This is a genomic window from Mangrovimonas spongiae (assembly GCF_003944795.1).
Lineage (GTDB): Bacteria > Bacteroidota > Bacteroidia > Flavobacteriales > Flavobacteriaceae > Mangrovimonas > Mangrovimonas spongiae.
In genome coordinates, this window is sequence record NZ_RWBG01000005.1 from 122,119 (window position 1) to 143,622 (window position 21,504).

The following is a 21,504-nucleotide window of genomic DNA, read 5'->3' on the forward strand; positions in this document are numbered from 1 at the left end:
ACAGTGTTTTTTTGTCTTATTAAGTATATCATCAATCAATCATCAAAATGAAATACTTAAAACTTCTAACGCTATTTATTGTTATTAGCTTCAATGTAAACGCACAAAACAAGTTAAATTTATATTCCGATAAACAAGCGAATGACACTTACGCTATAACACATGTGAATGTCATACCAATGACTAAAGACAATACGGTCATTAAAAATGCTACTGTTGTAATACAGCGCACAAAAATCCAATCCATTAATGGCGCGATTCCAAAGCACGCAAAAATAATCGATGGAACAGGGAAGTGGCTCATTCCAGGATTAATAGATATGCATGCGCATACACTCGCAGAAGGAAGTCCATTTATAATGTATCCAACCAAAGGGCCATTGGTAAGTTTTAACACTCAAAATATTATGACACCCTATATTGCTAATGGTGTGACAACTGTTTTTGAGTTAAGTGCAAGACCAGAAAACATAGGACAGCGTAACGAAATTATAAGAGGCGATGTTATTGGTCCTAGAATAGCATTAGCCAAAGTAATAGGAGGGAGCAAAACTAATATCACGAGTAAAACACCATCCGATGCTAGGAATGCAGTACGCATGGCTAAAGAAGACCAATACGAATTTATAAAAGCATATACTTGGTTAAACCAAGAAACGTTTAAAGCCGTTATAGATGAAGCCAAAAAACAACACATAAAAGTTGTTGGTCATATACCTAAGGCATTTGAAGGAAAACCAGCCAAAGACATTTTTATGCCTCATTTTGGTTTAATTGCACACGCCGAAGAGCTATCAAAACAAACGACCGATTATAGCTATAAAAAAGCGCAAGAGTTTGCGCGTTTAGCAAAAGAAAATAACACTTGGTTAATTCCTAATGTATTAAATATAGAATCTATTATTGGTCAAGCAAAATCGTTGGAAAATATTAAAAAACTACCAGGTTTTAAGTATGTACATCCGTTAATGCAGAGCAAATGGCTAACATCAAATAGTTATTATGATACTTCAGATGAGCTTTTAGAGTATTTACAAAAACAAGCCAATTTTCATAAGTTAATCGTTAAAGCATTTAAAGAATATGGTGTTCCCATGCTTGTAGGAACCGATGCAGGTATTTCTGGTATTGTTTCTGGATTTTCGCTTCATGACGAACTCAACCTATTGGTTCAGGCTGGCTTAACCAATGAGGAGGTTTTGGTGTCTGCCACGCGCTTAGGTGCCGAATGGCTGGAAATTGATGATAAAATAGGAACTGTTGAAGCAGGTAAGTTTGCCGATTTGGTGTTGTTAAACCAAAATCCATTAAACAATATTAATAATACGCGTAACATTTCAGGAGTGTTTGTAAATGGGAAATGGCTTGATGAAACAAAAATCGATGCCATGCTGTTAGAGGTAGAAAACTGGAATAATGCCAACAAAGAAAACTACGATTGGAATACACTTATAAAAAGTTTAAATGATTAATTTAAAAAGTGACTTTCATATATAAAATAGTTGTCTTTTTAAGAAACCGATAAGAATTTACTATATTTCATATGTTAAATAGAATAACTCAAGATAAAAACCATATAAGAATAGTTAAAATGCCTGGAGGAGGAAGTATTCAAGGAATGATTACAAGTTTGGGTAACAATAAAAAGTTACTTAAATCTAAAAGATTGTTCAAAAGAGAACGAACGTTCCTTAATGCTAAAAAAGACATAGGACTTAATTACTATTACTACACTTTCGAAGACAATTGATGTCTTTATAACCAAAAATTCTACTTGTTTTCTTAAATTCGAGGTTTAATATTAACCCTAACAGAATTAACCTAATAATGAAATCTACATTAATCACTATTACTTTTTTATTCCTTAGTATTCACCTAACAGCCCAAGTATCACAAAGCATCATAGGAAAATGGGTGCCCATAAAAACCGATTTTTATAGTGATTCTGAATTAGAAGACACTGTAAAACAAAATAGTAACAAAACATGTGTGTCTTACATTGAGTTTTTAAAGGGAGGCACAATAATGACTAAAGATTTTACTTCAAATTGTGAAGAAATAAAAGCAGCCCCTGGAACATTTAATCATATAGGAGAAGATTGGTACAAAATTTCTGTTGATGAATTGAAAGATGAAGAAGTTCAGATACAAATAGAAGGCAATCAGATGAAAATGTATATTAATACAGGAGAAAGGAGCAAAGCTGTAGCGCTGTTAAAACGTTATAATGATGAAAACAGTATTAAAGTAAATAAAAAGGAAACGTCGCAAGCGTCACAGAATATTATAGGAAAATGGGCTCCAATGAAATTTGAAGTCTATATTGATAATGAATTGGAAAGCTCTAAAAAAAATAATAATAACAATAAATGTAGATCATTTTTTGATTTTCAAGAGGATGGTGTAATAATGATTAAAGATTTTAATCCAGATTGCGAAGAAATAAAAGTAGACCCCGGAACATTTAATCATATAGAAGATGATAGGTACAAAATTTCGATATTTAAATTTAAAAACAAAGAAGCTCAGTTACAAATAGACAATAACCAAATGAAAATGTCTATAAATATTACTGAAGAAAGTAAATTACTATTGTTCTTAAAACGCTATAGTGCTATTACAGATACTAAAGCAAAGAAAGAGAAAGAGGATGAAATTATGTATAAAGATGGTGTTAAACATGGTTTGGCTAAATATTACTATCCCAATGGTCAAATACTGCGAACAGGGTATTATGAAAAAGGTTTAAAAACAGGAGAATGGAAAGCTTATCGTAAAATTGGTGGTTTGCTATATATAGGTAGTTATAAAAATGATAAAGCTACTGGAGAATGGAAGTATTATGATGCAGTTAATGGGGTAATAGATGCTATTGGGAATTTTAAAGATGATCAAAAAGTAGGCGAGTGGCGATACTATTATGAAAACGGTATTATTAAAATGATAGGAAGTTACTTAAATGGTAAAAAAGAAGGCAAATGGAACGAGTATTTCGATAATGAGGCATTAAAAAGCACAGGCTATTACCAAAATAACGAAAAAATAGGCGTCTGGAAGTTTTATGATAAGTATGGCGATTTAATTAAAAATGAAAAACATTAAATTAAAATATAGTTTTTGTTGAAATTTACATTAGTAATATTACTTTTTCTATTTACTCTTACTGGCAATAGCCAATCTTGTTATACTGGTTATTTAGGGAAATATTCAATAACATTAGTTATGTATCATTACAGCGATGATATTTCACATGCTTATTATGTTTATAATAAATATGATAATCCTATAAAGGTAAACGGGAGCCTAAAAGAAGGAGAATTAAAACTTTTTGAAAAGGATAAGTCGGCTAATACTTTAGCAACATTAATCTTTAAAAATTTCAAAAAGAACGATAAAATAATTAAGGGAAAATGGACTAATAAAAGCAATACAGAAGGGCTTCAAATCTTATTAAAAAAAGATTTTGATATAACTAATGGAGATAATGTAGAATGGGATACAAAAGAATTAATCCAGTCAAGCTCTACAAAAAACCATTATTTTAAAACAATAATTACAAAAGAAGTAGGACGCTTTTATGGCAGAATAATTGGTGTTAAAATATTTGAAAAAGAAACAGATAGATTAATCCAAACAATAGATTTAGATTGTCAACTGTTTGGCATTGATAGTGTTAGGATAGGCGATTATAACTTTGATGGAATAGAAGATTTTTCAGTTTTTGAGACAAGTTATGCAGGACCAAATACATCAAGTATATACATTCTCAGAGATGTAAATTCAGATAAATATATCGTAAGTGATTTTAAAGGAGTATCGTTAGAGTTTGACAAGGACTCCAAACTTATTTACGAACATAACCAGTGTTGTGCAGGAAGAAGTCATATGAATGCAACATATAAAGTAGTCAACAATACAATGGTTTTAGTTCAGAAAAAATGCATAGAATATGATTCCGAAAAAGAAGATTTCATTGAAGTCGATTGTGAGTAAAAATTAATTTCAATTTTTTAATAGAACAGATTTTATATGCAATTAGAAGTGCTAATATCATCAGCAAATTACTTTAACATAAAGTTGGTATCGTTATAGCACTAAATTACTAGAACTGATTTTATATCAAATAGTATAGCTATACCCAACTTTCTGTATCACTTATTTGTTCTATAATTAATATTATGTAAAATAGAATATTTGTAAAGCTACTCCACGATATAAAAATATTGCATAAGCTAATTATCTGTTAAGCATATTGAAGTTTAGTCATGCAAACACATCATTTTTAAAACATTAACAACTTGTCTTTTCCTAACGCATTAGTATTACAGCATCGGTAAAATCCTTAAAATACCGTTAAAAAGTAATTGTTGACATCCAAGATAGCTTTTGTATGCGTACATATACACAAACAATTAAAACCAAACTTAAACGATTATGAAGAAATTAGGATTGCTTTTACTAACCGGAATCTTTGTGTTCTCTTGCGTGTCTAAAAAGAAATATGTCGCACTACAAGATGAAAACGGAGAATTAAAAAGTGAACTAACAAAAACACGTGTTGAAAAAGAAGACTTAGAAAATAAGTTTGCTATTATTCAAGCCCGTGTTGATGAGTATAACACTAAAATTAACTCGCTAAGCGATGAAAATGATGCTAAACTAGTTACTGTTGGTGATGACGTTGTGATTTCTAACGATGTTAGAGAGCAAATGAATGAAACGCTGAAACATGTAGACCAAGCAAAATTAGCCGAAGCCAAAACACTTAAAGATTCTATGAACTTGGCTGTTGCTTACAATTTACAAAAATCGGTAGATACCTCTAGCCTTGAAGACGACGAGGATATTGCTATTAATGTAGATGAAACTGTGGTGATGATTTCAATTTCAGATAAAATGTTATTTAACACTGCCAGCTACCGCGTAAGCTCTAGAGCAAACGATATTTTACAAAAATTAGCCAATGTTATTAACTCTGAACCAAGCATTGAAGTGATGGTTGAAGGCCACACCGATTCTAGAAGCATTCACAACAGTAAAGTCCAAGATAACTGGGATTTAAGTGTATTACGTGCTACATCGGTTGTACGTAAATTACAAGACGATTATAACGTAGCTCCTGAAAAACTAATCGCTTCTGGTAGAAGTTACTTCTCTCCTGTTGCTAGTAATGATACTGCCGAAGATCGTTCAAAAAACAGAAGAACAAACATTATAATTTTACCAAACTTAAACAAGTTCTTCGCTTTAATGCAAAGCAAGCAAGATACACAAGGATAATATGTACTTAACCTCAAGTATATTTAATTAGTCCATAGAAAAGGCTGTCTAAAAATAGACAGCCTTTCTTGTTTTTTTATTATGATATTTTATTAGCTCTCGGCTGGTTTACCATGTACTTCTAGGAAAACATCATCAAAATTATTGCGTAAATAACTACGTAGCTTTTTGCGGTAATCGTCTTCCAACCACTTCACAAAGTTATAGGTGCTTTTACTAATACATTTGGTGTATTTGTGAATACGATGATCTATATCATCGCTTAATTTTTTGGCTAAATCTAAAGCATCATATACATCTTCACTATTTTCTACACATATTTTAGCGTGATGCTCGATAGAACGTTCTAAGACTTTTTTAGACGACTCCCCTGCTCTTACAGCACTTATATAAGCTTCTTTAATATCGAAATAAACTTCTTCCGAATTTCCAAACTCTTCTCGTAAATCGTCTGGCATTTCGTAGCGGAAGTTTTCCTCAATTTCCTCATCATTTAATAAACTATCTAAATAATAGTTTGGCGATTTAAAGATACGTTGCCAGTCGATATCCGATCCCCAAGGACCAAAACGATGGAAATTGTTTCCTAAATCAATAACATTAAATGAGTTTTTATTTTTTAGGATACGTGATCCACGACCAATCATCTGGTAATATAACGTTAACGATTTTGTGGCTCTATTAAGAATGATAGATTCTACAGTAGGTTCATCAAATCCTGTAGTTAAAATACTTACCGATGTTAAAATGGCGTCGGGTGTTTCATTAAACCATTTTAAGATAGCTTTACGCTCTTTTTTAGTATGCGTATTATCCAGATGAGCAACGGGATATCCTGCTCGCCTAAAGGTATCATACACATGTAACGAGGTGTTAATACCATTATTAAATATAAGTGTTTTTTTACCTTTAGAGCGTTCTTCATAAGCTTGCATAAGCTTAGAAAGCATATCGGTATTGGTATATAAATCTTCTGAAGATTTTACAGTATAATCGCCATTTGCACCAACAACTAAAGAGGTTAACCCAACGTTATAGGAATAGACATTAGCTTTAGCTAAGAATTCGTTTTCGATAAGCGATTGAATGGTTTCGCCAACAATAAGCTCATCGTAATTATCTTTCATAGGTAATTTTATGTTGGAGCTAAGCGGTGTTGCTGTTACGCCAAGGATGAAAGATTTTTCAAAAAACTTGAATAGTTTAGTAAACGAGTTGTAGTGTGCTTCATCAATAATCACTAAACCAATATCCGATATATCAAGTTTGTTATCTTGTAACCTATTATTAAGGGTTTCTACCATGGCGACAAAACAACTGTATTGGTCTTGGTCGTCTAGGTTTGCTTTACTACTTACTACTTTATTTACAACACCAAACTCTTTAAGCATTTTAGAGGTTTGCTTACAAAGTTCGATACGGTGTGTCATAACCAATACCCTTTTTTTATGATGCTTAAGATACTGTCTTACGATTTCTGAAAAGATAACCGTTTTTCCACCACCGGTTGGTAATTGATATAATAAATGGTAGTCTTCTGGTGCTTCTTCAAAGCATTTAAATATTTTACTGATAGCTCCTTTTTGGTAGCTATACAGATCTTTACCAACTTGCCTATCTTCTAATTCGAATGATGTAATGTTATTTTTGCTCATAATTTTTTGCGATGTGCAAAAATAAGGCGTTTTATAGGGTTTTAAGGAATAAATTAAGGAAAAATATGATTGAATTTTTTAACAATGGCCGTTGATAACCTTAAAACAGTATAATTTAAGGGTTATTCTTTTACTAAAATTAAAGTCGCTTTAACACCAGTAGCTAAATTCCATTGGCTAGCAGCAATAATATTACCGTGTTCGTCAAGTATTTGAAGTTCAGCTGTATTAGGGCCATAACGACCTTGGTTTAAGGCTTGAAAATCTATTTTATTAAAACCCTTTTCCAAGTTGAGTTTAAAACCATCAAAGTTACGTCTTAAGACAGCCATTTTAACCTCTTCATCATTGACAAAAATTTTCACACGGTCGCCATCAGGATCGGCAAAATCACGATATATAACATTAACTTTACCCACTTTAACTCTATAATCACCTAAATATTGATTTGTGGTGTTACCATTGTTACGGCGTTCGCCTTCTTCTTCAAATTGCTTATTGTGTTTTTTTACTTTGTTTTGATAAAGTTCACCTGGATTTCCAAATTCTTCACCAAACATGGAAAATTCTTCTTGGTTTTGTGTGTTAAGCTGACGGCTTTCTGGAAGTGTCATCCCATTAAGCTTGTTATTTTGATTTTTTTCTTCTTGACTTAATGGTTGTATATCTAAAACCGAGCTATTATTTTGCTCGTCTTCTGTTTCTACGGCAGGAATGCTAGTAGACTGACTATTAGAGTCGGTAACTTGAGCCATAAGGCTTAGGTTAATTAACAATATAAGAATACACCACAGTTTTTTCATACAAATCGATACTATAGCAGTTTTAACAAATACTATACCAAGTGGTAAATTTATAAATAATCTTATTCTACCCTATGTAAACTTTTATTAAAATCGTTAAAAAATGTTAAAATGCTATTATGTAATACATAGTACTGTAACAATATTTGTTTTTGGTCGTCTATTAAGTGTAAATCAATCAAAAAACACATTTTATTATGAGAACTTTAAACAACAATCAGATTTCTGGAACATTAAGTAACACTAAGAGTCATACTTGGAATACTAAAAGACGTTACAGATAAACACAGACTTTTAAACTAATCATCAATCAAAAAAAACGAACACATCATGAAAGCTATTATTACATTAACTAGAGACTCTATAAATAAGTACAAACCATTACCAAGGCAAAAACTTGTGGAGAGCATTAATAGTTATCATGATGCTTTATGGACAAGACACGAACGTTACGCCCATTAATTATTTAGGATTAGTCGAAAATAAGCCAGTTTAATTGCTGGCTTTTTTTATGCCTAAAGAATCTCGTTTTACTTGATAATTAATAGTTAATTTTTGACGTCCCCATTGTTTCGCCTTTTTAACGTCTTTGCCCATATAAATATCGATACGCTTTCGCCATCGTCTATGCATTTTGTCCTTAACAAGATACATACCATCAAGGCCATCTATAACCACAGGTGTATTATGAGTTAACCCTAATTTTAAAAGATCGCGAGATACTGCAATGCATTTCATATTGGGAGTTAAAGTATCGCCAAATGCTGTAATATTAGGTTGGCTATTAGTTTGATACGACAAACTATTGTAGGCCGTTGCTGTAACCTCTAAACATTCCCATTTGTATGGTGATATGGGCTGTTTAGGTGCCTTTTGGCATGTTGTTAATAAGCACAGTAATATGATAGATATATATTTAATCACCTTTTAAATATAACAAAAAGCATAATTTAATATTCTAATAAATCTATTAACGCTTGCTGAAACTTATTTTTTGGTAAATATTGATCTTCTAATTGATTAATAAACGGAATTGGAGTTTCCAAACTCGCCACACGTTTTACGGGAGCATCTAAATACTGAAAGCAATGTTCCATTATTAATGCAGAAATATCTGATGCTATTCCTCCAAATAAAGAATCTTCTTGTAAGATAATAGCTTTTCCGGTTTTCTTTACCGAATTAAAAATAGCTTCTGTATCTAAAGGTTGAAGGGTTCTTAAATCGATAAGATCTGCACTAATTTTAGTATTACTTTCTAGTGTTTCTAAAGCCCAATGTACACCAGCGCCATAAGAAATAATAGTAACATCCTCCCCTTCTTTTAACAAAGCTGCTTCTCCAAAGGGAATGGTGTAATAGTCTGTTGGTACCTCTTGACGAATACTGCGGTATAGTGCTTTGTGCTCGAAAAACATTACAGGGTTAGGGTCGTTAATAGCTGTAGCTAAAAGCCCTTTGGCATCGTAAGGAAACGCAGGGTACGCAACTTTTAATCCAGGAGTTTTTGTAAACCATGCTTCGTTAGTTTGCGAGTGGAATGGTCCAGCAGCTACGCCAGCACCACAAGGCATGCGTACAACAACATCGGCTTGTTGGTTCCAACGGTAATGCACTTTGGCTAAATAGTTTACAATAGGATTAAATCCAGACGTCACAAAATCAGAAAACTGCATTTCCACAATACTTTTTATTCCCGCAATAGATAGCCCCATGCCAACTTCTATAATAGACGATTCACAGATAGGTGTATTACGAACACGGTCTTTACCAAATTGTTCAACAAAACCTTCGGTTATTTTAAAAACACCACCATATTCGGCAATATCTTGTCCCATAATCACTAAATCGTCATGCTTTTCCATAGATTGTCGTAAACCTTGAGATATAGCATCGATTAGTCGTAATTCCTCAGTTTCATTGTTAGGAGCAATATTTTTATATTCAAAAGAAGCATAAACATCAACAAGTTCTTTTTCTAAATTAGGCTCAATTGCTGGTTCGGAATAAGCTTCTTCTAAAGCAACATCAATTTCATTTTTTATGTCGGCTTTAAAAGCGTCGTTTTGAGCTTCAGTAAGTATGTTGTTATCTAAAAGATAGTGTTTAAAATTTTCAACAGGATCTTTTTTACCCCAAGTCTCGAGGAGTTCGTTAGGAACATATTTAGTACCACTTGCCTCTTCATGACCACGCATTCTAAATGTTTTAAACTCAATAAGGACAGGCCTTGGATTAGTTCGTATGCTATTAGTAATTTCTGAAATGGTTTCGTAAACCTCTAGAATGTTATTGCCATCTATAATATGAGATTCCATACCATATCCTTTACCTCTATCGGCCAAATGGTCGCAATTATATTGCTCGTTTGTTGGTGTAGAAAGACCATAACCATTATTTTCAATGCAAAACATAACTGGTAATTGCCATACCGAAGCCACATTTAACGCTTCGTGAAAATCGCCTTCACTTGTGCCACCTTCACCCGAAAATACAGCAGTTACTTGTTGTTGATTTTTTAGTTTTTTTGCTAATGCAATACCATCGGCAACACCTAATTGTGGCCCTAAATGTGAAATCATTCCTACGATATTGTACTCTTGAGTCCCAAAATGAAAGGACCGATCACGACCATTGGTAAATCCACTAGCTTTTCCTTGCCACTGACAAAACAAGCGTTTTAAAGGCACTTGTCTAGTGGTAAACACCCCAAGGTTACGGTGCATAGGAAGTATATATTCTTCATTTTTCATGGCTTTGGTAACCCCAACAGCAATGGCTTCTTGCCCAATTCCAGAAAACCATTTTGAGATTTTTCCTTGACGTAATAGAATAAGCATTTTCTCCTCTATTAGCCTAGGTTTAAGCATGCTTTTATATAATTGTGTTAAAGTATCTTTAGAAAGGTTTGTGTTTTTATATGTAATCATACTGTGTAATATTCACCTTTTAGGTTCAAATTTTAAAAATTTCTCAAATATAGCTAAATGTTATGTAGAAAAAATGAAAAATCTTAGCCGTTATATGAAGTGGAAACTTTGCAATGTTTTCGTACATTTGTAAGACACACGATATAAAACAATAATACCATGAATAGTATACCAAGCGTAGATTTATCAGATTTTCTTTCTGAAGATCCTAAACGAAAACAAAAGTTTGTTGATAACATAGGAAAGGCATATGAAGATATAGGCTTTGTCGCTTTAAAAGGACACTTTTTAGACGAAACTTTAGTAGACAAGCTTTATACTGAAATTAAGAACTTTTTTGATTTACCGCTTGAAGTCAAACAAAAATATGAAGTGCCTGGAATTGGCGGACAACGCGGATATGTTTCCTTTGGAAAAGAAAGTGCAAAAGGAAAAAAAGAAGGCGATTTAAAAGAGTTTTGGCATTTTGGGCAGTATGTTGATGACAACCCTAAATTAGCTGAAGAATATCCAGATAATGTAGAAGTAAAAGAACTTCCGGAGTTTAATAAAGTTGGAAAAGAAACTTACCAAATGCTTGAAAAAACGGCTAAGTATGTTTTAAGAGCATTAGCATTACATTTAGGTTTAGAGGAAACGTATTTCGATGCCTATATTCATAACGGAAATTCGATATTACGTCCAATACATTACCCACCAATTACCCAAGAACCTAAAGATGCTGTAAGAGCTGCTGCACATGGCGATATTAATTTAATTACGTTATTAATGGGCGCTCAAGGACGTGGTTTGCAAGTACAAAATCATAAAGGTGAATGGATAGACGCAATTGCCGAACCCGATGAACTTATGATTAATGTGGGCGATATGCTATCACGACACACCAATAACAAGCTAAAATCTACCATACATCGTGTGGTAAACCCACCAAAAGAACTTTGGGGAACATCGCGTTACTCTATTCCGTTTTTTATGCATCCTATTTCTGAAATGAAATTAGATGTTTTAGATAGCTGTGTTGATAATGAACATTCAAAACAATACGACGATATTACTGCAGGCCAATTTTTGCATGAGCGCTTGGTAGAATTAGGACTTATTAAAAAGTAATTTTTTATGGATTTACAAGATCAATTAAAAAATTTATTTCCAGATCATGTGTCTGAATCTACAGAGGAAACAAGCGAGACTAAAGACGATGATTTATGGCTACAAGACGACCCTATTATTTGTAAATACGAAAAACGCAAAGGAAAACCTATAACTATTTTAGAGGGGTATACTGGTGCAGATAGTGATTTTAAACAATTAGCTAAAGAGCTTAAAACAACATTAGGCGTTGGTGGATCGTTTAAAAACGACACCATTATCATACAAGGTGATTATCGTGATCAAATTATGACCATATTAAAAGATAAAGGGTTTTCTGTTAAACGCGTTGGAGGATAACTATGCAAACGCTACACATAACAAATGGTGATATCATGACAGAGCGCTTGCTAGAGCTCTCTATTCCGGGTGATATTTTAACTTGGAATGAGATGTTGTGTGAAGGCCAAGCTATAGAACAATTAGACTCTGAAGCTCATATAAACAAACGAAAAATATTTTTTAATGAAGTTTATGGTTTAGAATTTGAAGATGATAAATTTCAAAAAGATATAGATAAATTAAACCATGCCAATCAATATACCGACGTAATTTTATGGTTTGAATACGACTTGTTTTGCCATATTAACTTAATGGCCGCCATTAGTTTACTAAGGCAAAAACATGTTAATTTACCTATTTACTTGGTTTGTAGTGGCAGAATTGAAGGCGAAGACAGTTTAAAAGGCTTGGGCGAACTTACACAAAGTCAGTTGTTAAATCATTTTGATAACAAAATCAGCTTAAATCAAACCGATTTAGAATTAGCAGAAACACTTTGGGGAATTTACTGTGGTAAAGACCATAATTTATTTAAACCTTTTATTGTTAAAAAGTCTTCTTTCGAGTATTTAAATAGTTGTTTAAAAGCCCATTTAGAGCGTTTTCCTAGTTCGATTAATGGTTTAAATGTATTAGAAAATAATATCTTACAACTTATTAAAGATCATAATATTAAATCTAGACATCATTTGTTGGGTTATGTATTAAATTATCAAGGGTATTATGGTTATGGCGATTTACAAATAGAGCGTCTTATAGATAACCTATCTATTTTCTTTAAAGAAACCAAAGATAGTATAGCTCTAAACCGAAAAGGCCATGAAGCCCTGTTAGGCCAACATAATTTTGCTTTAGAACTTAACAATAATATTTATTATGGCGGTATAAACCGATTAGAATATCAGTTTAGTAAAACTGAAAATAAACTTATAAAAACACCTATTAATGCCAATTAAAGATTCCGAATTAATTTTAAATCCAGATGGTAGCGTTTACCATCTAAATTTAAAACCAGAGCATATTGCAAAAACTATTATTACGGTTGGCGACCCTGATAGGGTTGACAAGGTGACAAAATACTTTGATCATATCGATTTTAAGGTAAGAAAACGAGAATTCCATACACAAACAGGAACTTTAAATGGAAAGCGTTTAAGTGTGGTCTCTACAGGAATTGGTACAGACAATATAGACATCGTTTTAAATGAATTAGATGCTTTAGTTAACATCGATTTAGAACGCAGAGAAGTAAAACCTAACCATACATCGTTAGATATTATTAGAATTGGAACCTCTGGATCGTTACAAGAAGATATTCCTGTTGATAGTTTCTTACTTAGTGAATACGCCATAGGTTTTGATAGTTTGCTTCATTTTTACGATAGCGAAAAAGTACAACATCAAAACGTATCTAATGCTTTAATGACGCATACTAATTGGTTTCAAAAAAAATCGCATCCTTATGTTGTAAAAGGCGATAATGAGTTATTAGAAAAATTATCTTCAAACCAAACATTTACAGGTTGTACCGCTACAAATGTAGGCTTTTATGGACCACAAGGACGTGTTTTACGCCTTCCATTGCAAGACGATTTGTTAAACGATAAACTTGCTAGTTTTGAATATGAAGGCATAAAAATTACAAACCTAGAAATGGAAACAGCAGGAATTTATGGGTTATCGGCATTACTAGGCCATAAAGCTTTATCTGCAAATGCTATTATAGCTAATAGACCAAAAGGTACATTTAGTAAATCTCCCAAAATTATTACAGAAAAATTAATACAATACGCTCTAGAAAAACTTACACAATAATTTATGAAAACAGTAAACGTTGGTGGTGTTCCAGAGCACTTTAATTTAGCCTGGTATTTAGCACTAAAAAGTGGCACATTTAAAAAAGCAGGTATAAACCTAAGATGGAAAGATTATTATGGTGGCACTGGCGATATGTGTAAATCGTTAAGAAATGGCGATATTGATTTAGCCGTTATTCTTACCGAAGGTATTATAAAAGATATTGTTGAAGGTAACCCAAGTAGTATAGTGCAAACTTTTGTGCAGTCGCCATTAATCTGGGGAATTCATGTGGCCGAAAGTTCAAGCTATCAAACTATAAGTGATTTAAGAGGCAAAAAAGCCGCTATTAGTCGTTATGGCTCTGGTTCTCACCTTATGGCTTATATTAATGCTAAGAATAATAACTGGAATTTAGATGATGATTTACATTTTGAAGTCATTAAAAACCTTGATGGCGCCATTAAAGGGTTATCATCTGGTGCTGCCGATTACTTTATGTGGGAAAAATTTACAACCAAGCCTATTGTAGATGAAGGTATATTTAGACGTATAGGAAACTGCCCTACGCCTTGGCCATGTTTTGTTATTGCCGCAAGAAATGAATTTATTGAAAAACATCCTGACGAATTACAGACAATCTTAGATATTGTAAATATAATTACCGAAGACTTTAAAGATATTCCAAGCATCGATAACACTATAGCCAATAGGTACAATCAAAAATTAGAAGATGTGCAAGAGTGGTTATCCTTAACCGAATGGTCTCAAAGCATTATTGACGAAGAAACCGTTATAACAGTACAAAACCAGTTAGAAAACCTAGGCATTATTACTAATCAATTCCCATATAATAAATTGGTGAAAAAGTTATAGCAGCAGAATTTTGAAATATTCATATTAAAACTTCATTTTTTAAGGCAAAATTGTTATATTCATATTTGAATAAGTAAAAACTTGTTTATTTTTCATGCTAATAACAATCATATACATAGTAATTGCTCTTGTGATTATCAATTTTTTACTGCTTATTTTTAGTTGTAATAAAACAACAAAGCATGATAAAAATATTGAAGCTGCTCCTAATTTCTTAACAAAATCAAAAACGGTATCCTCTACCAAGAAATTGGCTGAAACCCATCTTGCTCCAACAGGGAGTTAGTTTTACTAAAGTGTTTATTACCAAACCAATACCCTCTATTAGCACTAAGTGGTGATGGATGTCCAGATGTTAAAATATGGTGTTTGTTACCATCAATTAAACGACTCTTTTTTTTAGCATAGCCTCCCCACAGTAAAAAGACAACATGCTCTTTATTATCACTAATGGTTTTTATTACAGCATCTGTAAACGTTTCCCAACCTTTATTTTGATGACTTCCAGCCTGCCCTGCTCTTACAGTTAGCGTAGCATTTAATAAAAGAACACCTTGATCTGCCCAACGTTCAAGATTACCGCTTTTAGGATAAGGTACTTGAATGTCTTTTTCAATCTCCTTAAAAATATTTATAAGCGACGGTGGATGTGGAACACCATCTGTAACCGAAAAACACAATCCATTTGCTTGATTTGCTCCATGATAAGGGTCTTGACCAATAATAACAACTTTAATATCATTAAAACTACAATGATTAAAAGCAGAAAATATTAAACTTCCTGGTGGATAACAGGTGTGGTTTTGATAATCACTTTTAATAAAGCAAACAAGATTTTTAAAATACGGTTTTTCAAATTCAGCTTGTAAATAGGGTTTCCAGCTGTCATTTATTTTAACATCCATGTATTTTATGTGTTTTTAAAATAGGAATACTAAAATAGTATTATCTTTAATTTTTTAAGAATATTTACTAGTGAAAAAAATAAAGTTTCCCACAGCACAAACCATTTTATTAATAATTGCAGCTTTTGCAGCTTTGCTAACTTGGCTAATTCCCGCTGGAAAGTACGATACATTACAATACAGTAAGAATAGCCAATCTTTTGTTATACAGCAATCAAATGCTGATGCAAAAAACCTTCCGGCCACGAGCAAAACTCTAGAAAAGCTTAACATAAAAATACCGTTAGAAAAATTTACTAATGGCGATATTTGGAAACCTATTTCTGTACCAGGTACATATCGTGAGTTAGAAGCAGCACCTCAAGGTTTAGCAGCCTTTTTAAAATCTCCTATAAAAGGTATTATTGAAGCGGCAGATATTATTTTCCTAGTTTTAATTATTGGTGGACTTATTGGTATTATGAATACTACTGGTGCTTTTGAAGCAGGTATTTCTTGGTTAGCTAAGAAACTTAAAGGCCATGAATATTGGCTAATTATTTTAGTAACTAGTTTAATTGCTTTAGGAGGAACTACTTTTGGGCTAGCTGAAGAAACAATAGCCTTCTACCCTATTTTAATTCCTATTTTTTTAGCTGCAAAATATGATGGTATGGTGCCATTAGCCGCTATTTATATAGGAACTTCGGTTGGCACAATGTGTTCTACAGTCAATCCGTTTAGTACCATTATAGCATCAGATGCAGCAGGTATAAACTGGACAACAGGTTTGTACGGACGAATTTTTATGTTGGTATTATGTACCACAGTATGCATAATATATATATTACGATATGCTAGTAAAGTAAAGGCACATCCAGAAAAATCTCTTGTTTTTGAGGAAAAAGCTATGATAGAATCTTTATTTGGTACAAATACAGAAACAACTCGAGCCTTAACACCCAGATTACGATTAATTTTACTGGTGTTTGCTTTATGTTTTATTGTTATGATTATTGGCGTATCTCAATTAGATTGGTGGTTTATTGAAATGACAACGGTATTTTTAGTAGGCGCTATTTTAATTGGTGTTATAGGAAAAATAAAGGAAGCTCATTTTGTTGAAACCTTTGTAAGTGGTGCTAGTGATTTACTTGGTGTAGCCTTAATTATTGGTATAGCAAGAGGTGTTTCGGTTATTATGGAAGATGGTATGATAAGTGACACCATTTTGTATAATATTACCCAAGCCACTAGCGGATTGCATAAAGGTGTTTTTGCAAACATTCTTTTATTAGCGTACAGTGGTTTGTCATTTTTTATACCAAGTTCTTCAGGCATGGCTGTATTAACTATGCCTATTATGTCTCCACTTGCCGATACATTTGGTTTTGGTAGAGAAGTTATTGTTAATTGTTATCAATATGGCATGGGGATTTTTTCTTTCTTAAATCCAACAGGGTTAATTCTAGCATCATTAGCTATGGTAAAAATAGGCTTTAATAAATGGTTAAAGTTTGTCTATCCTTTAGTTATTATTTTAACAGTAATAACCATGATATGGCTAACAATTATGGTTTTTTAATTATAGTAAGATTGATTATTTAATAAAACATTACGCTAGTTTTTATTTAATGTAAAATATTAGTCTTCAATATTTTAAATACGTCAAAACAACAGTCGCAGTTTTTTTGTTTTAATTAAATAGTTTAGATTTGTTTATAAGTAAGCTTTAAATCTATCCTATATGATTACAACAATTACTATTGTTTTAGTATTATTGGTAATTATTAATTTTCTATTGTTATTCTTTAGTTCTAATAAAACAAAGACTAATAAAAAAGTTAATAAAACTCCACCTTTAATTTTAAAAGATGAAAAAAGAGCTACACTAACAGAAGTTTTTCAGTGAGGAGTTAATTTTTATTTAAAAATGCTTTCATCTTATTATTAACAACCTCTTTCTTGTCTATAGAGACAAAATGTCCTGATGGCGATATTATTTCTCCTTCAGCATTGGGGATATTCTCTAAAGCATAGCTAATACTCTTTTCGTTGTTTATAATGTCTTGATCTCCAACCAATATAAGAACAGGCATAGATAACTTATTTAATTCCTCTTTTGAAAAAGGCTGCATTGCAGATACAAATTGGTTATCTATCTCTAATGCTTTACCTAAGAAATACTGGTTTAAATAGACTTCATTAATATTATCAATATTAACGGTCATGGTTTTTAATGCACGACGCATTTTTGCTCTATCAGATGAAAATGCATTAATAATATTTGTCAATATATCTTGGCTAGGCGGTATCCAAATAAACGTTTGTGCTGGACTTAATAATGTTAAGCTCTTTATTGTACTTGGATTTCGTATAGCTAAATTAGTTGCTATCCACCCGCCACGAGAAGCACCTGCTAAGTGAAACTTTTTCAAGTTTAACTGTTGCAACACTTCTTCATACCATTGAAATAACAGATCTATATTATCCAACTCTTTTTGTTTTTTAGACTTTCCAGGTTCAAATAAAAGATCAATGGCAAAAAGTTGATAGTTTTTTGAAAGCGCTTTGGCATTGGGATACCACATTGTTGAACTAGCTTCCATACCATGAAGCAAAACCAAAGGCTCGTTAAAACTAGACCCTGAAATAATAACATGAGCTATTCCATAAGTTGTAGGAATGTAAACTTCTTCATAATCAACCTCCCATAAAGCTAAGGATTTGTCATAAGAGTTATAATACGCTTTGGTTTTTCCTTTGGCATTGGTTATATAATTAGGTTCTTTGTAAAATTCGTCAGGAATAGTATTACAGTTAAACAGCAAAAAAAACACTAAGGGGATGATTATTTTTCTCATTAATGTAACAGATTATATGAAGTTAAAAATCTGGGTTTATAGTAAATATACTTTAACAAAAGTAAATTATCTGTACTTTTGTAATTTTCTTTTAAAGTAGCCATTAAAAATGATTAATATTCATAAGAAAACATTACAAGACTTAGAGTTTCCTGCAGTTTTAGAACAAGTTGGTGAATATGCACTTACTGCTTTAGGGAATGAAGCTATCTTACAAAGCTTACCCTATAAAACACAAGAGGAGGTTTTGTTTTCTTTAGCTTTAACCAACGAGTATTTAGCATCTTTTGATAACGATAATCGTATACCAAATCATCATTTCGAGCCATTAACAAGAGAAATTAAATTACTAAAAATTGATAACACATTTTTAGAAATACATAGTTTTCAAAAAATAGCTTCGGTATCAGAAACCTGTAATAATATTATACTATTTCTTAAAAAGTTTGAAGAGTATTATTCAAATTTAAATGCTTTTGCTTCAAAAATTGAAGTCACTAAACTGCTTATTAAAGAAATAAATACAATTATAGATCGCTTTGGCGATATAAAAAATGACGCTTCCCCATTACTTTTAGAGCTACGTCAGAAAATAAATAAGCTAAAAGGTACCATAAATCAAAGCTTTACAACAGCTTTAAATTATTATGCAGGATTAGAGTATTTAGATGACATTAGAGAATCTGTCATCGAAAACAAGCGTGTACTTGCTGTTAAGTCTATGTATAGGCGAAAAGTAAAAGGAGCTATTCTAGGAGGAAGTAAAACAGGCAGTATTGTTTTTATAGAACCACAAACAACACTACAATTTACTAGAGAGTTAAACAATTTAGAATACGAAGAGAAAGAAGAAATTACGCGTATTTTAAAAGAATTAACACAATTTATTCGCCCGTTTACATCACTATTACAACAGTATCAAGACTTTTTAATTAAAATAGATGTCATTTCGGCTAAGGCTAAATATGCTCAATCATTAAACGCTGTTTTACCAGAAATTACAACCGAACGCGATTTGTTTTTACGCGATGCCTACCATCCAATATTATATTTAAACAATCAGAAAAAAGGCGAAAAAACATTTCCACAAACTATAGAACTAAAACAAGACAATCGTATTATTGTTATTTCTGGTCCAAATGCTGGAGGAAAAAGTATTACCTTAAAAACAGTAGGTTTATTACAAGTTATGTTACAAAGTGGTATGCTTATCCCTGTTCATGAGAGAAGTAGGTTATGTTTGTTTGATAGGGTTTTAAGTGATATTGGCGATAATCAATCTATAGAAAACCATTTAAGCACCTATAGTTATCGTTTAAAGCAAATGAATTATTTTCTAAGAAAATGTAATAAAAATACACTTTTCTTAATAGATGAATTTGGTACAGGAAGTGATCCTGAGCTTGGTGGTGCTTTGGCAGAAACGTTTTTAGAGGTTTTTTACGAGCGTGAAGCATTTGGTATTATAACAACCCACTACTCTAACTTAAAAATATTAGCCAACGAGTTACCTTACATGCAAAATGCTAATATGCTTTTCGATGAGCGATCACTTCAACCCATGTTTAAATTAGTTTTAGGACAAGCTGGAAGCTCATTTACTTTCGAAGTCGCTCAAAAAAATGGTATTCCATATAGCTTAATAAATAAAGCAAAGAAAAAGATTGAACGAGGTAAAGTACGTTTTGATCGTACAATAGCAAAGCTCCAAAAAGAGCGTAGCAAACTAGAAAAAACGGAACGCTCCTTAAAACAAAACGAACGAAAAAAGCAAAGTGAAGCCGATAAATTAGAAGAAGTGAATGCTAGAATTCAAAAGAAACTTGAAGATTATCAAGAACTTTACGATAGCAACCAACGTCTTATTTATTTAGGGCAAAAAGTGAATGATCTAGCCGAAACCTATTTTGAAAATAAGCGTAAGCGTGATTTAATGAACGAATTGTTTAAACTTGTTCAAATAGAAAACTCTAAACGCAAACAAAAATCAAAAAAGCAAAAACGAGTTGAAAAAGCTAAAGAACAAAAAGTAAAACAAGAAGCCGAAAAAAAAGTGGAGGTTATAAGAAAGAAAAAGAAAGCCGAAAAGAAAAAAGCCGCTATACAACCGCCAAAGCCCAAACCAAAATTAAAAGTTGGCGATCGTGTTCGACTTGAAGATGGTCGCGCTGTTGGTAGTATAGACAAAATTGAAAAAGGAAAAGCTATAGTAAACTACGGTTTGTTTACCACTAATGTGTCTTTAGATAAACTGGAACTGGTTGAAGCTGTAAAACAAAAATAAAGTGGCGTATAATTTACCAAAACATAAGCAACTTATTCTATTTGACGGTGTTTGTAACCTCTGCAACAGTTCTGTGCAATATGTTATAAAACACGATAAAAATAACCGCTTTATGTTTACAGCGTTGCAAAGCGAGGTTGGCCAACAGATTATTAAAGATTTTAATATAAATACGTCTAAAATAGATTCTATACTACTCTACTCGCCATCTAAAAAAATAGCATATAAATCCACAGCAGCTTTAAAAATTGCGTTACAATTAGGGTTTCCTAGAAATTTAATGGCTGTATTTTTAATTATACCGGCATTTATAAGAAACCAGATTTACGACTTTGTTGCTAAAAACAGGTATAAATGGTATGGTAAGCGTGACGAATGTATGATGCCAACCTCAGATTTAAAAGATAAGTTTATATGAAAAAAGTTCCTTTTTTTGAAAAGGAACTTTTTTAAAAACTTAACAACTAACCAAAAAATTAAACTAAAATGAAATTTAGAGTTTAAAATTTATGGCATAAAACTCTAACTTCCTTATCAAATCTATAAATAATTGATTTAAAACCATTTAATTATTCGATGAAGCGCAAATTTTAATTGTTTTATTAGTTTTTTATGTAAATATCTTCTATGAAATACACTTTTTATAAGCGTTAACTTAACGAAAAGCTATTTTTACTCAACGAATTACTCCTGTTACTCA

General features: G+C 32.1%; 20 protein-coding genes. 14 read left to right on the forward strand and 6 right to left on the reverse strand.

Going from position 1 to position 21,504, the window contains the following annotated elements:
* Positions 1 to 47 precede the first annotated feature (47 nt).
* The 5 genes from EJA19_RS11225 to EJA19_RS11245 all read left to right on the forward strand — a co-directional run bounded on the left by EJA19_RS11225 (position 48) and on the right by EJA19_RS11245 (position 5,280).
* The gene (locus tag EJA19_RS11225; protein ID WP_125468467.1) at positions 48 to 1,472 is read left to right on the forward strand and encodes an amidohydrolase family protein; all 1,425 of its coding nucleotides are present in this window, start codon (positions 48 to 50) and stop codon (positions 1,470 to 1,472) included.
* Positions 1,473 to 1,543: 71 nt separating this feature from the next.
* Positions 1,544 to 1,750, forward strand: a complete 207-nt coding sequence (locus EJA19_RS11230) for a hypothetical protein (protein ID WP_125468468.1) — start codon at positions 1,544 to 1,546, stop codon at positions 1,748 to 1,750.
* 77 nt (positions 1,751 to 1,827) lie between these two features.
* Positions 1,828 to 3,102, forward strand: coding sequence for a toxin-antitoxin system YwqK family antitoxin (locus EJA19_RS11235; RefSeq protein ID WP_125468469.1), 1,275 nt, complete (start codon positions 1,828 to 1,830; stop codon positions 3,100 to 3,102).
* 18 nt (positions 3,103 to 3,120) lie between these two features.
* Positions 3,121 to 3,993, forward strand: a complete 873-nt coding sequence (locus EJA19_RS11240) for an XAC2610-related protein (RefSeq protein ID WP_206075175.1) — start codon at positions 3,121 to 3,123, stop codon at positions 3,991 to 3,993.
* A gap of 441 nt (positions 3,994 to 4,434) precedes the next feature.
* Positions 4,435 to 5,280: an OmpA/MotB family protein gene (locus EJA19_RS11245; RefSeq protein WP_125468471.1), complete on the forward strand. Its 846-nt coding sequence runs from the start codon at positions 4,435 to 4,437 to the stop codon at positions 5,278 to 5,280.
* 92 nt (positions 5,281 to 5,372) lie between these two features.
* Here EJA19_RS11245 and EJA19_RS11250 read toward each other — a convergent pair whose 3' ends face one another.
* Positions 5,373 to 6,935: a DEAD/DEAH box helicase gene (locus EJA19_RS11250; RefSeq protein WP_125468472.1), complete on the reverse strand. Its 1,563-nt coding sequence runs from the start codon at positions 6,933 to 6,935 to the stop codon at positions 5,373 to 5,375.
* A gap of 122 nt (positions 6,936 to 7,057) precedes the next feature.
* On the reverse strand, positions 7,058 to 7,690 hold the full coding sequence (locus EJA19_RS11255) for a hypothetical protein (protein WP_240640280.1): 633 nt from the start codon (positions 7,688 to 7,690) through the stop codon (positions 7,058 to 7,060).
* A 378-nt stretch (positions 7,691 to 8,068) separates the two neighbouring features.
* Between EJA19_RS11255 and EJA19_RS12790 the strand changes: the two genes are divergently transcribed.
* Complete coding sequence (locus tag EJA19_RS12790; RefSeq protein ID WP_262706705.1) at positions 8,069 to 8,200, forward strand: hypothetical protein; 132 nt, start codon at positions 8,069 to 8,071, stop codon at positions 8,198 to 8,200.
* 30 nt (positions 8,201 to 8,230) lie between these two features.
* On the opposite strand, the gene EJA19_RS11260 is transcribed toward EJA19_RS12790, so the two are convergent.
* Both EJA19_RS11260 and EJA19_RS11265 read right to left on the reverse strand, forming a co-directional pair.
* Complete coding sequence (locus tag EJA19_RS11260) at positions 8,231 to 8,662, reverse strand: 3D domain-containing protein (protein ID WP_394342055.1); 432 nt, start codon at positions 8,660 to 8,662, stop codon at positions 8,231 to 8,233.
* Between the two features lie 26 nt (positions 8,663 to 8,688).
* The gene (locus tag EJA19_RS11265; protein WP_125468474.1) at positions 8,689 to 10,668 is read right to left on the reverse strand and encodes an alpha-ketoacid dehydrogenase subunit alpha/beta; all 1,980 of its coding nucleotides are present in this window, start codon (positions 10,666 to 10,668) and stop codon (positions 8,689 to 8,691) included.
* Positions 10,669 to 10,827: 159 nt separating this feature from the next.
* On the opposite strand from EJA19_RS11265, the gene EJA19_RS11270 reads away from it, so the two are divergent.
* Genes EJA19_RS11270 through EJA19_RS11290 form a run of 5 tightly spaced genes read left to right on the forward strand, consistent with a single transcriptional unit; the run spans position 10,828 to position 14,772 of the window.
* On the forward strand, positions 10,828 to 11,778 hold the full coding sequence (locus EJA19_RS11270) for an isopenicillin N synthase family dioxygenase (RefSeq protein WP_125468475.1): 951 nt from the start codon (positions 10,828 to 10,830) through the stop codon (positions 11,776 to 11,778).
* A gap of 6 nt (positions 11,779 to 11,784) precedes the next feature.
* Positions 11,785 to 12,117 carry a translation initiation factor gene (locus EJA19_RS11275; RefSeq protein WP_125468476.1) on the forward strand — a complete coding sequence of 111 codons (333 nt, stop codon included), beginning with the start codon at positions 11,785 to 11,787 and terminating at the stop codon, positions 12,115 to 12,117.
* A 2-nt stretch (positions 12,118 to 12,119) separates the two neighbouring features.
* Entirely contained in the window at positions 12,120 to 13,055 is a 936-nt protein-coding gene (locus tag EJA19_RS11280; RefSeq protein WP_240640281.1) for a DUF1835 domain-containing protein, read from the forward strand.
* Positions 13,045 to 13,914 (forward strand): nucleoside phosphorylase, encoded by an 870-nt coding sequence (locus EJA19_RS11285; protein ID WP_125468478.1) that lies wholly within the window; start codon positions 13,045 to 13,047, stop codon positions 13,912 to 13,914. The genes EJA19_RS11280 and EJA19_RS11285 overlap by 11 nt, the downstream gene beginning before the upstream one ends.
* A gap of 3 nt (positions 13,915 to 13,917) precedes the next feature.
* Positions 13,918 to 14,772: a substrate-binding domain-containing protein gene (locus tag EJA19_RS11290; protein ID WP_125468479.1), complete on the forward strand. Its 855-nt coding sequence runs from the start codon at positions 13,918 to 13,920 to the stop codon at positions 14,770 to 14,772.
* A gap of 239 nt (positions 14,773 to 15,011) precedes the next feature.
* Here EJA19_RS11290 and ung read toward each other — a convergent pair whose 3' ends face one another.
* Positions 15,012 to 15,677 (reverse strand): uracil-DNA glycosylase, encoded by a 666-nt coding sequence (gene ung / locus EJA19_RS11295; protein WP_125468480.1) that lies wholly within the window; start codon positions 15,675 to 15,677, stop codon positions 15,012 to 15,014.
* 70 nt (positions 15,678 to 15,747) lie between these two features.
* Here ung and EJA19_RS11300 point away from each other — a divergent pair, with 70 nt between their 5' ends.
* Complete coding sequence (locus EJA19_RS11300) at positions 15,748 to 17,241, forward strand: YfcC family protein (RefSeq protein ID WP_125468481.1); 1,494 nt, start codon at positions 15,748 to 15,750, stop codon at positions 17,239 to 17,241.
* Positions 17,242 to 17,572: 331 nt separating this feature from the next.
* On the opposite strand, the gene EJA19_RS11305 is transcribed toward EJA19_RS11300, so the two are convergent.
* Entirely contained in the window at positions 17,573 to 18,520 is a 948-nt protein-coding gene (locus EJA19_RS11305; RefSeq protein ID WP_125468482.1) for an alpha/beta fold hydrolase, read from the reverse strand.
* Positions 18,521 to 18,629: 109 nt separating this feature from the next.
* Here EJA19_RS11305 and EJA19_RS11310 point away from each other — a divergent pair, with 109 nt between their 5' ends.
* Both EJA19_RS11310 and EJA19_RS11315 read left to right on the forward strand, forming a co-directional pair.
* Positions 18,630 to 20,804: an endonuclease MutS2 gene (locus tag EJA19_RS11310; protein ID WP_125468483.1), complete on the forward strand. Its 2,175-nt coding sequence runs from the start codon at positions 18,630 to 18,632 to the stop codon at positions 20,802 to 20,804.
* 1 nt (position 20,805) lies between these two features.
* Positions 20,806 to 21,222: a thiol-disulfide oxidoreductase DCC family protein gene (locus tag EJA19_RS11315; protein ID WP_125468484.1), complete on the forward strand. Its 417-nt coding sequence runs from the start codon at positions 20,806 to 20,808 to the stop codon at positions 21,220 to 21,222.
* Positions 21,223 to 21,504 lie beyond the last annotated feature (282 nt).

Bases quoted from the DNA above. Each gene is read 5' to 3' on its own strand.
- EJA19_RS11225 (WP_125468467.1), top strand. From the start codon at position 48: ATGAAATACTTAAAACTTCTAACGCTATTTATTGTTATTAGCTTCAAT.
- EJA19_RS11230 (WP_125468468.1), top strand. From the start codon at position 1,544: ATGTTAAATAGAATAACTCAAGATAAAAACCATATAAGAATAGTTAAA.
- EJA19_RS11235 (WP_125468469.1), top strand. From the start codon at position 1,828: ATGAAATCTACATTAATCACTATTACTTTTTTATTCCTTAGTATTCAC.
- EJA19_RS11245 (WP_125468471.1), top strand. From the start codon at position 4,435: ATGAAGAAATTAGGATTGCTTTTACTAACCGGAATCTTTGTGTTCTCT.
- EJA19_RS11250 (WP_125468472.1), bottom strand. From the start codon at position 6,935: ATGAGCAAAAATAACATTACATCATTCGAATTAGAAGATAGGCAAGTT.
- EJA19_RS11255 (WP_240640280.1), bottom strand. From the start codon at position 7,690: ATGGCTCAAGTTACCGACTCTAATAGTCAGTCTACTAGCATTCCTGCC.
- EJA19_RS12790 (WP_262706705.1), top strand. From the start codon at position 8,069: ATGAAAGCTATTATTACATTAACTAGAGACTCTATAAATAAGTACAAA.
- EJA19_RS11265 (WP_125468474.1), bottom strand. From the start codon at position 10,668: ATGATTACATATAAAAACACAAACCTTTCTAAAGATACTTTAACACAA.
- EJA19_RS11270 (WP_125468475.1), top strand. From the start codon at position 10,828: ATGAATAGTATACCAAGCGTAGATTTATCAGATTTTCTTTCTGAAGAT.
- EJA19_RS11275 (WP_125468476.1), top strand. From the start codon at position 11,785: ATGGATTTACAAGATCAATTAAAAAATTTATTTCCAGATCATGTGTCT.
- EJA19_RS11280 (WP_240640281.1), top strand. From the start codon at position 12,120: ATGCAAACGCTACACATAACAAATGGTGATATCATGACAGAGCGCTTG.
- EJA19_RS11285 (WP_125468478.1), top strand. From the start codon at position 13,045: ATGCCAATTAAAGATTCCGAATTAATTTTAAATCCAGATGGTAGCGTT.
- EJA19_RS11290 (WP_125468479.1), top strand. From the start codon at position 13,918: ATGAAAACAGTAAACGTTGGTGGTGTTCCAGAGCACTTTAATTTAGCC.
- ung (WP_125468480.1), bottom strand. From the start codon at position 15,677: ATGGATGTTAAAATAAATGACAGCTGGAAACCCTATTTACAAGCTGAA.
- EJA19_RS11305 (WP_125468482.1), bottom strand. From the start codon at position 18,520: ATGAGAAAAATAATCATCCCCTTAGTGTTTTTTTTGCTGTTTAACTGT.
- EJA19_RS11310 (WP_125468483.1), top strand. From the start codon at position 18,630: ATGATTAATATTCATAAGAAAACATTACAAGACTTAGAGTTTCCTGCA.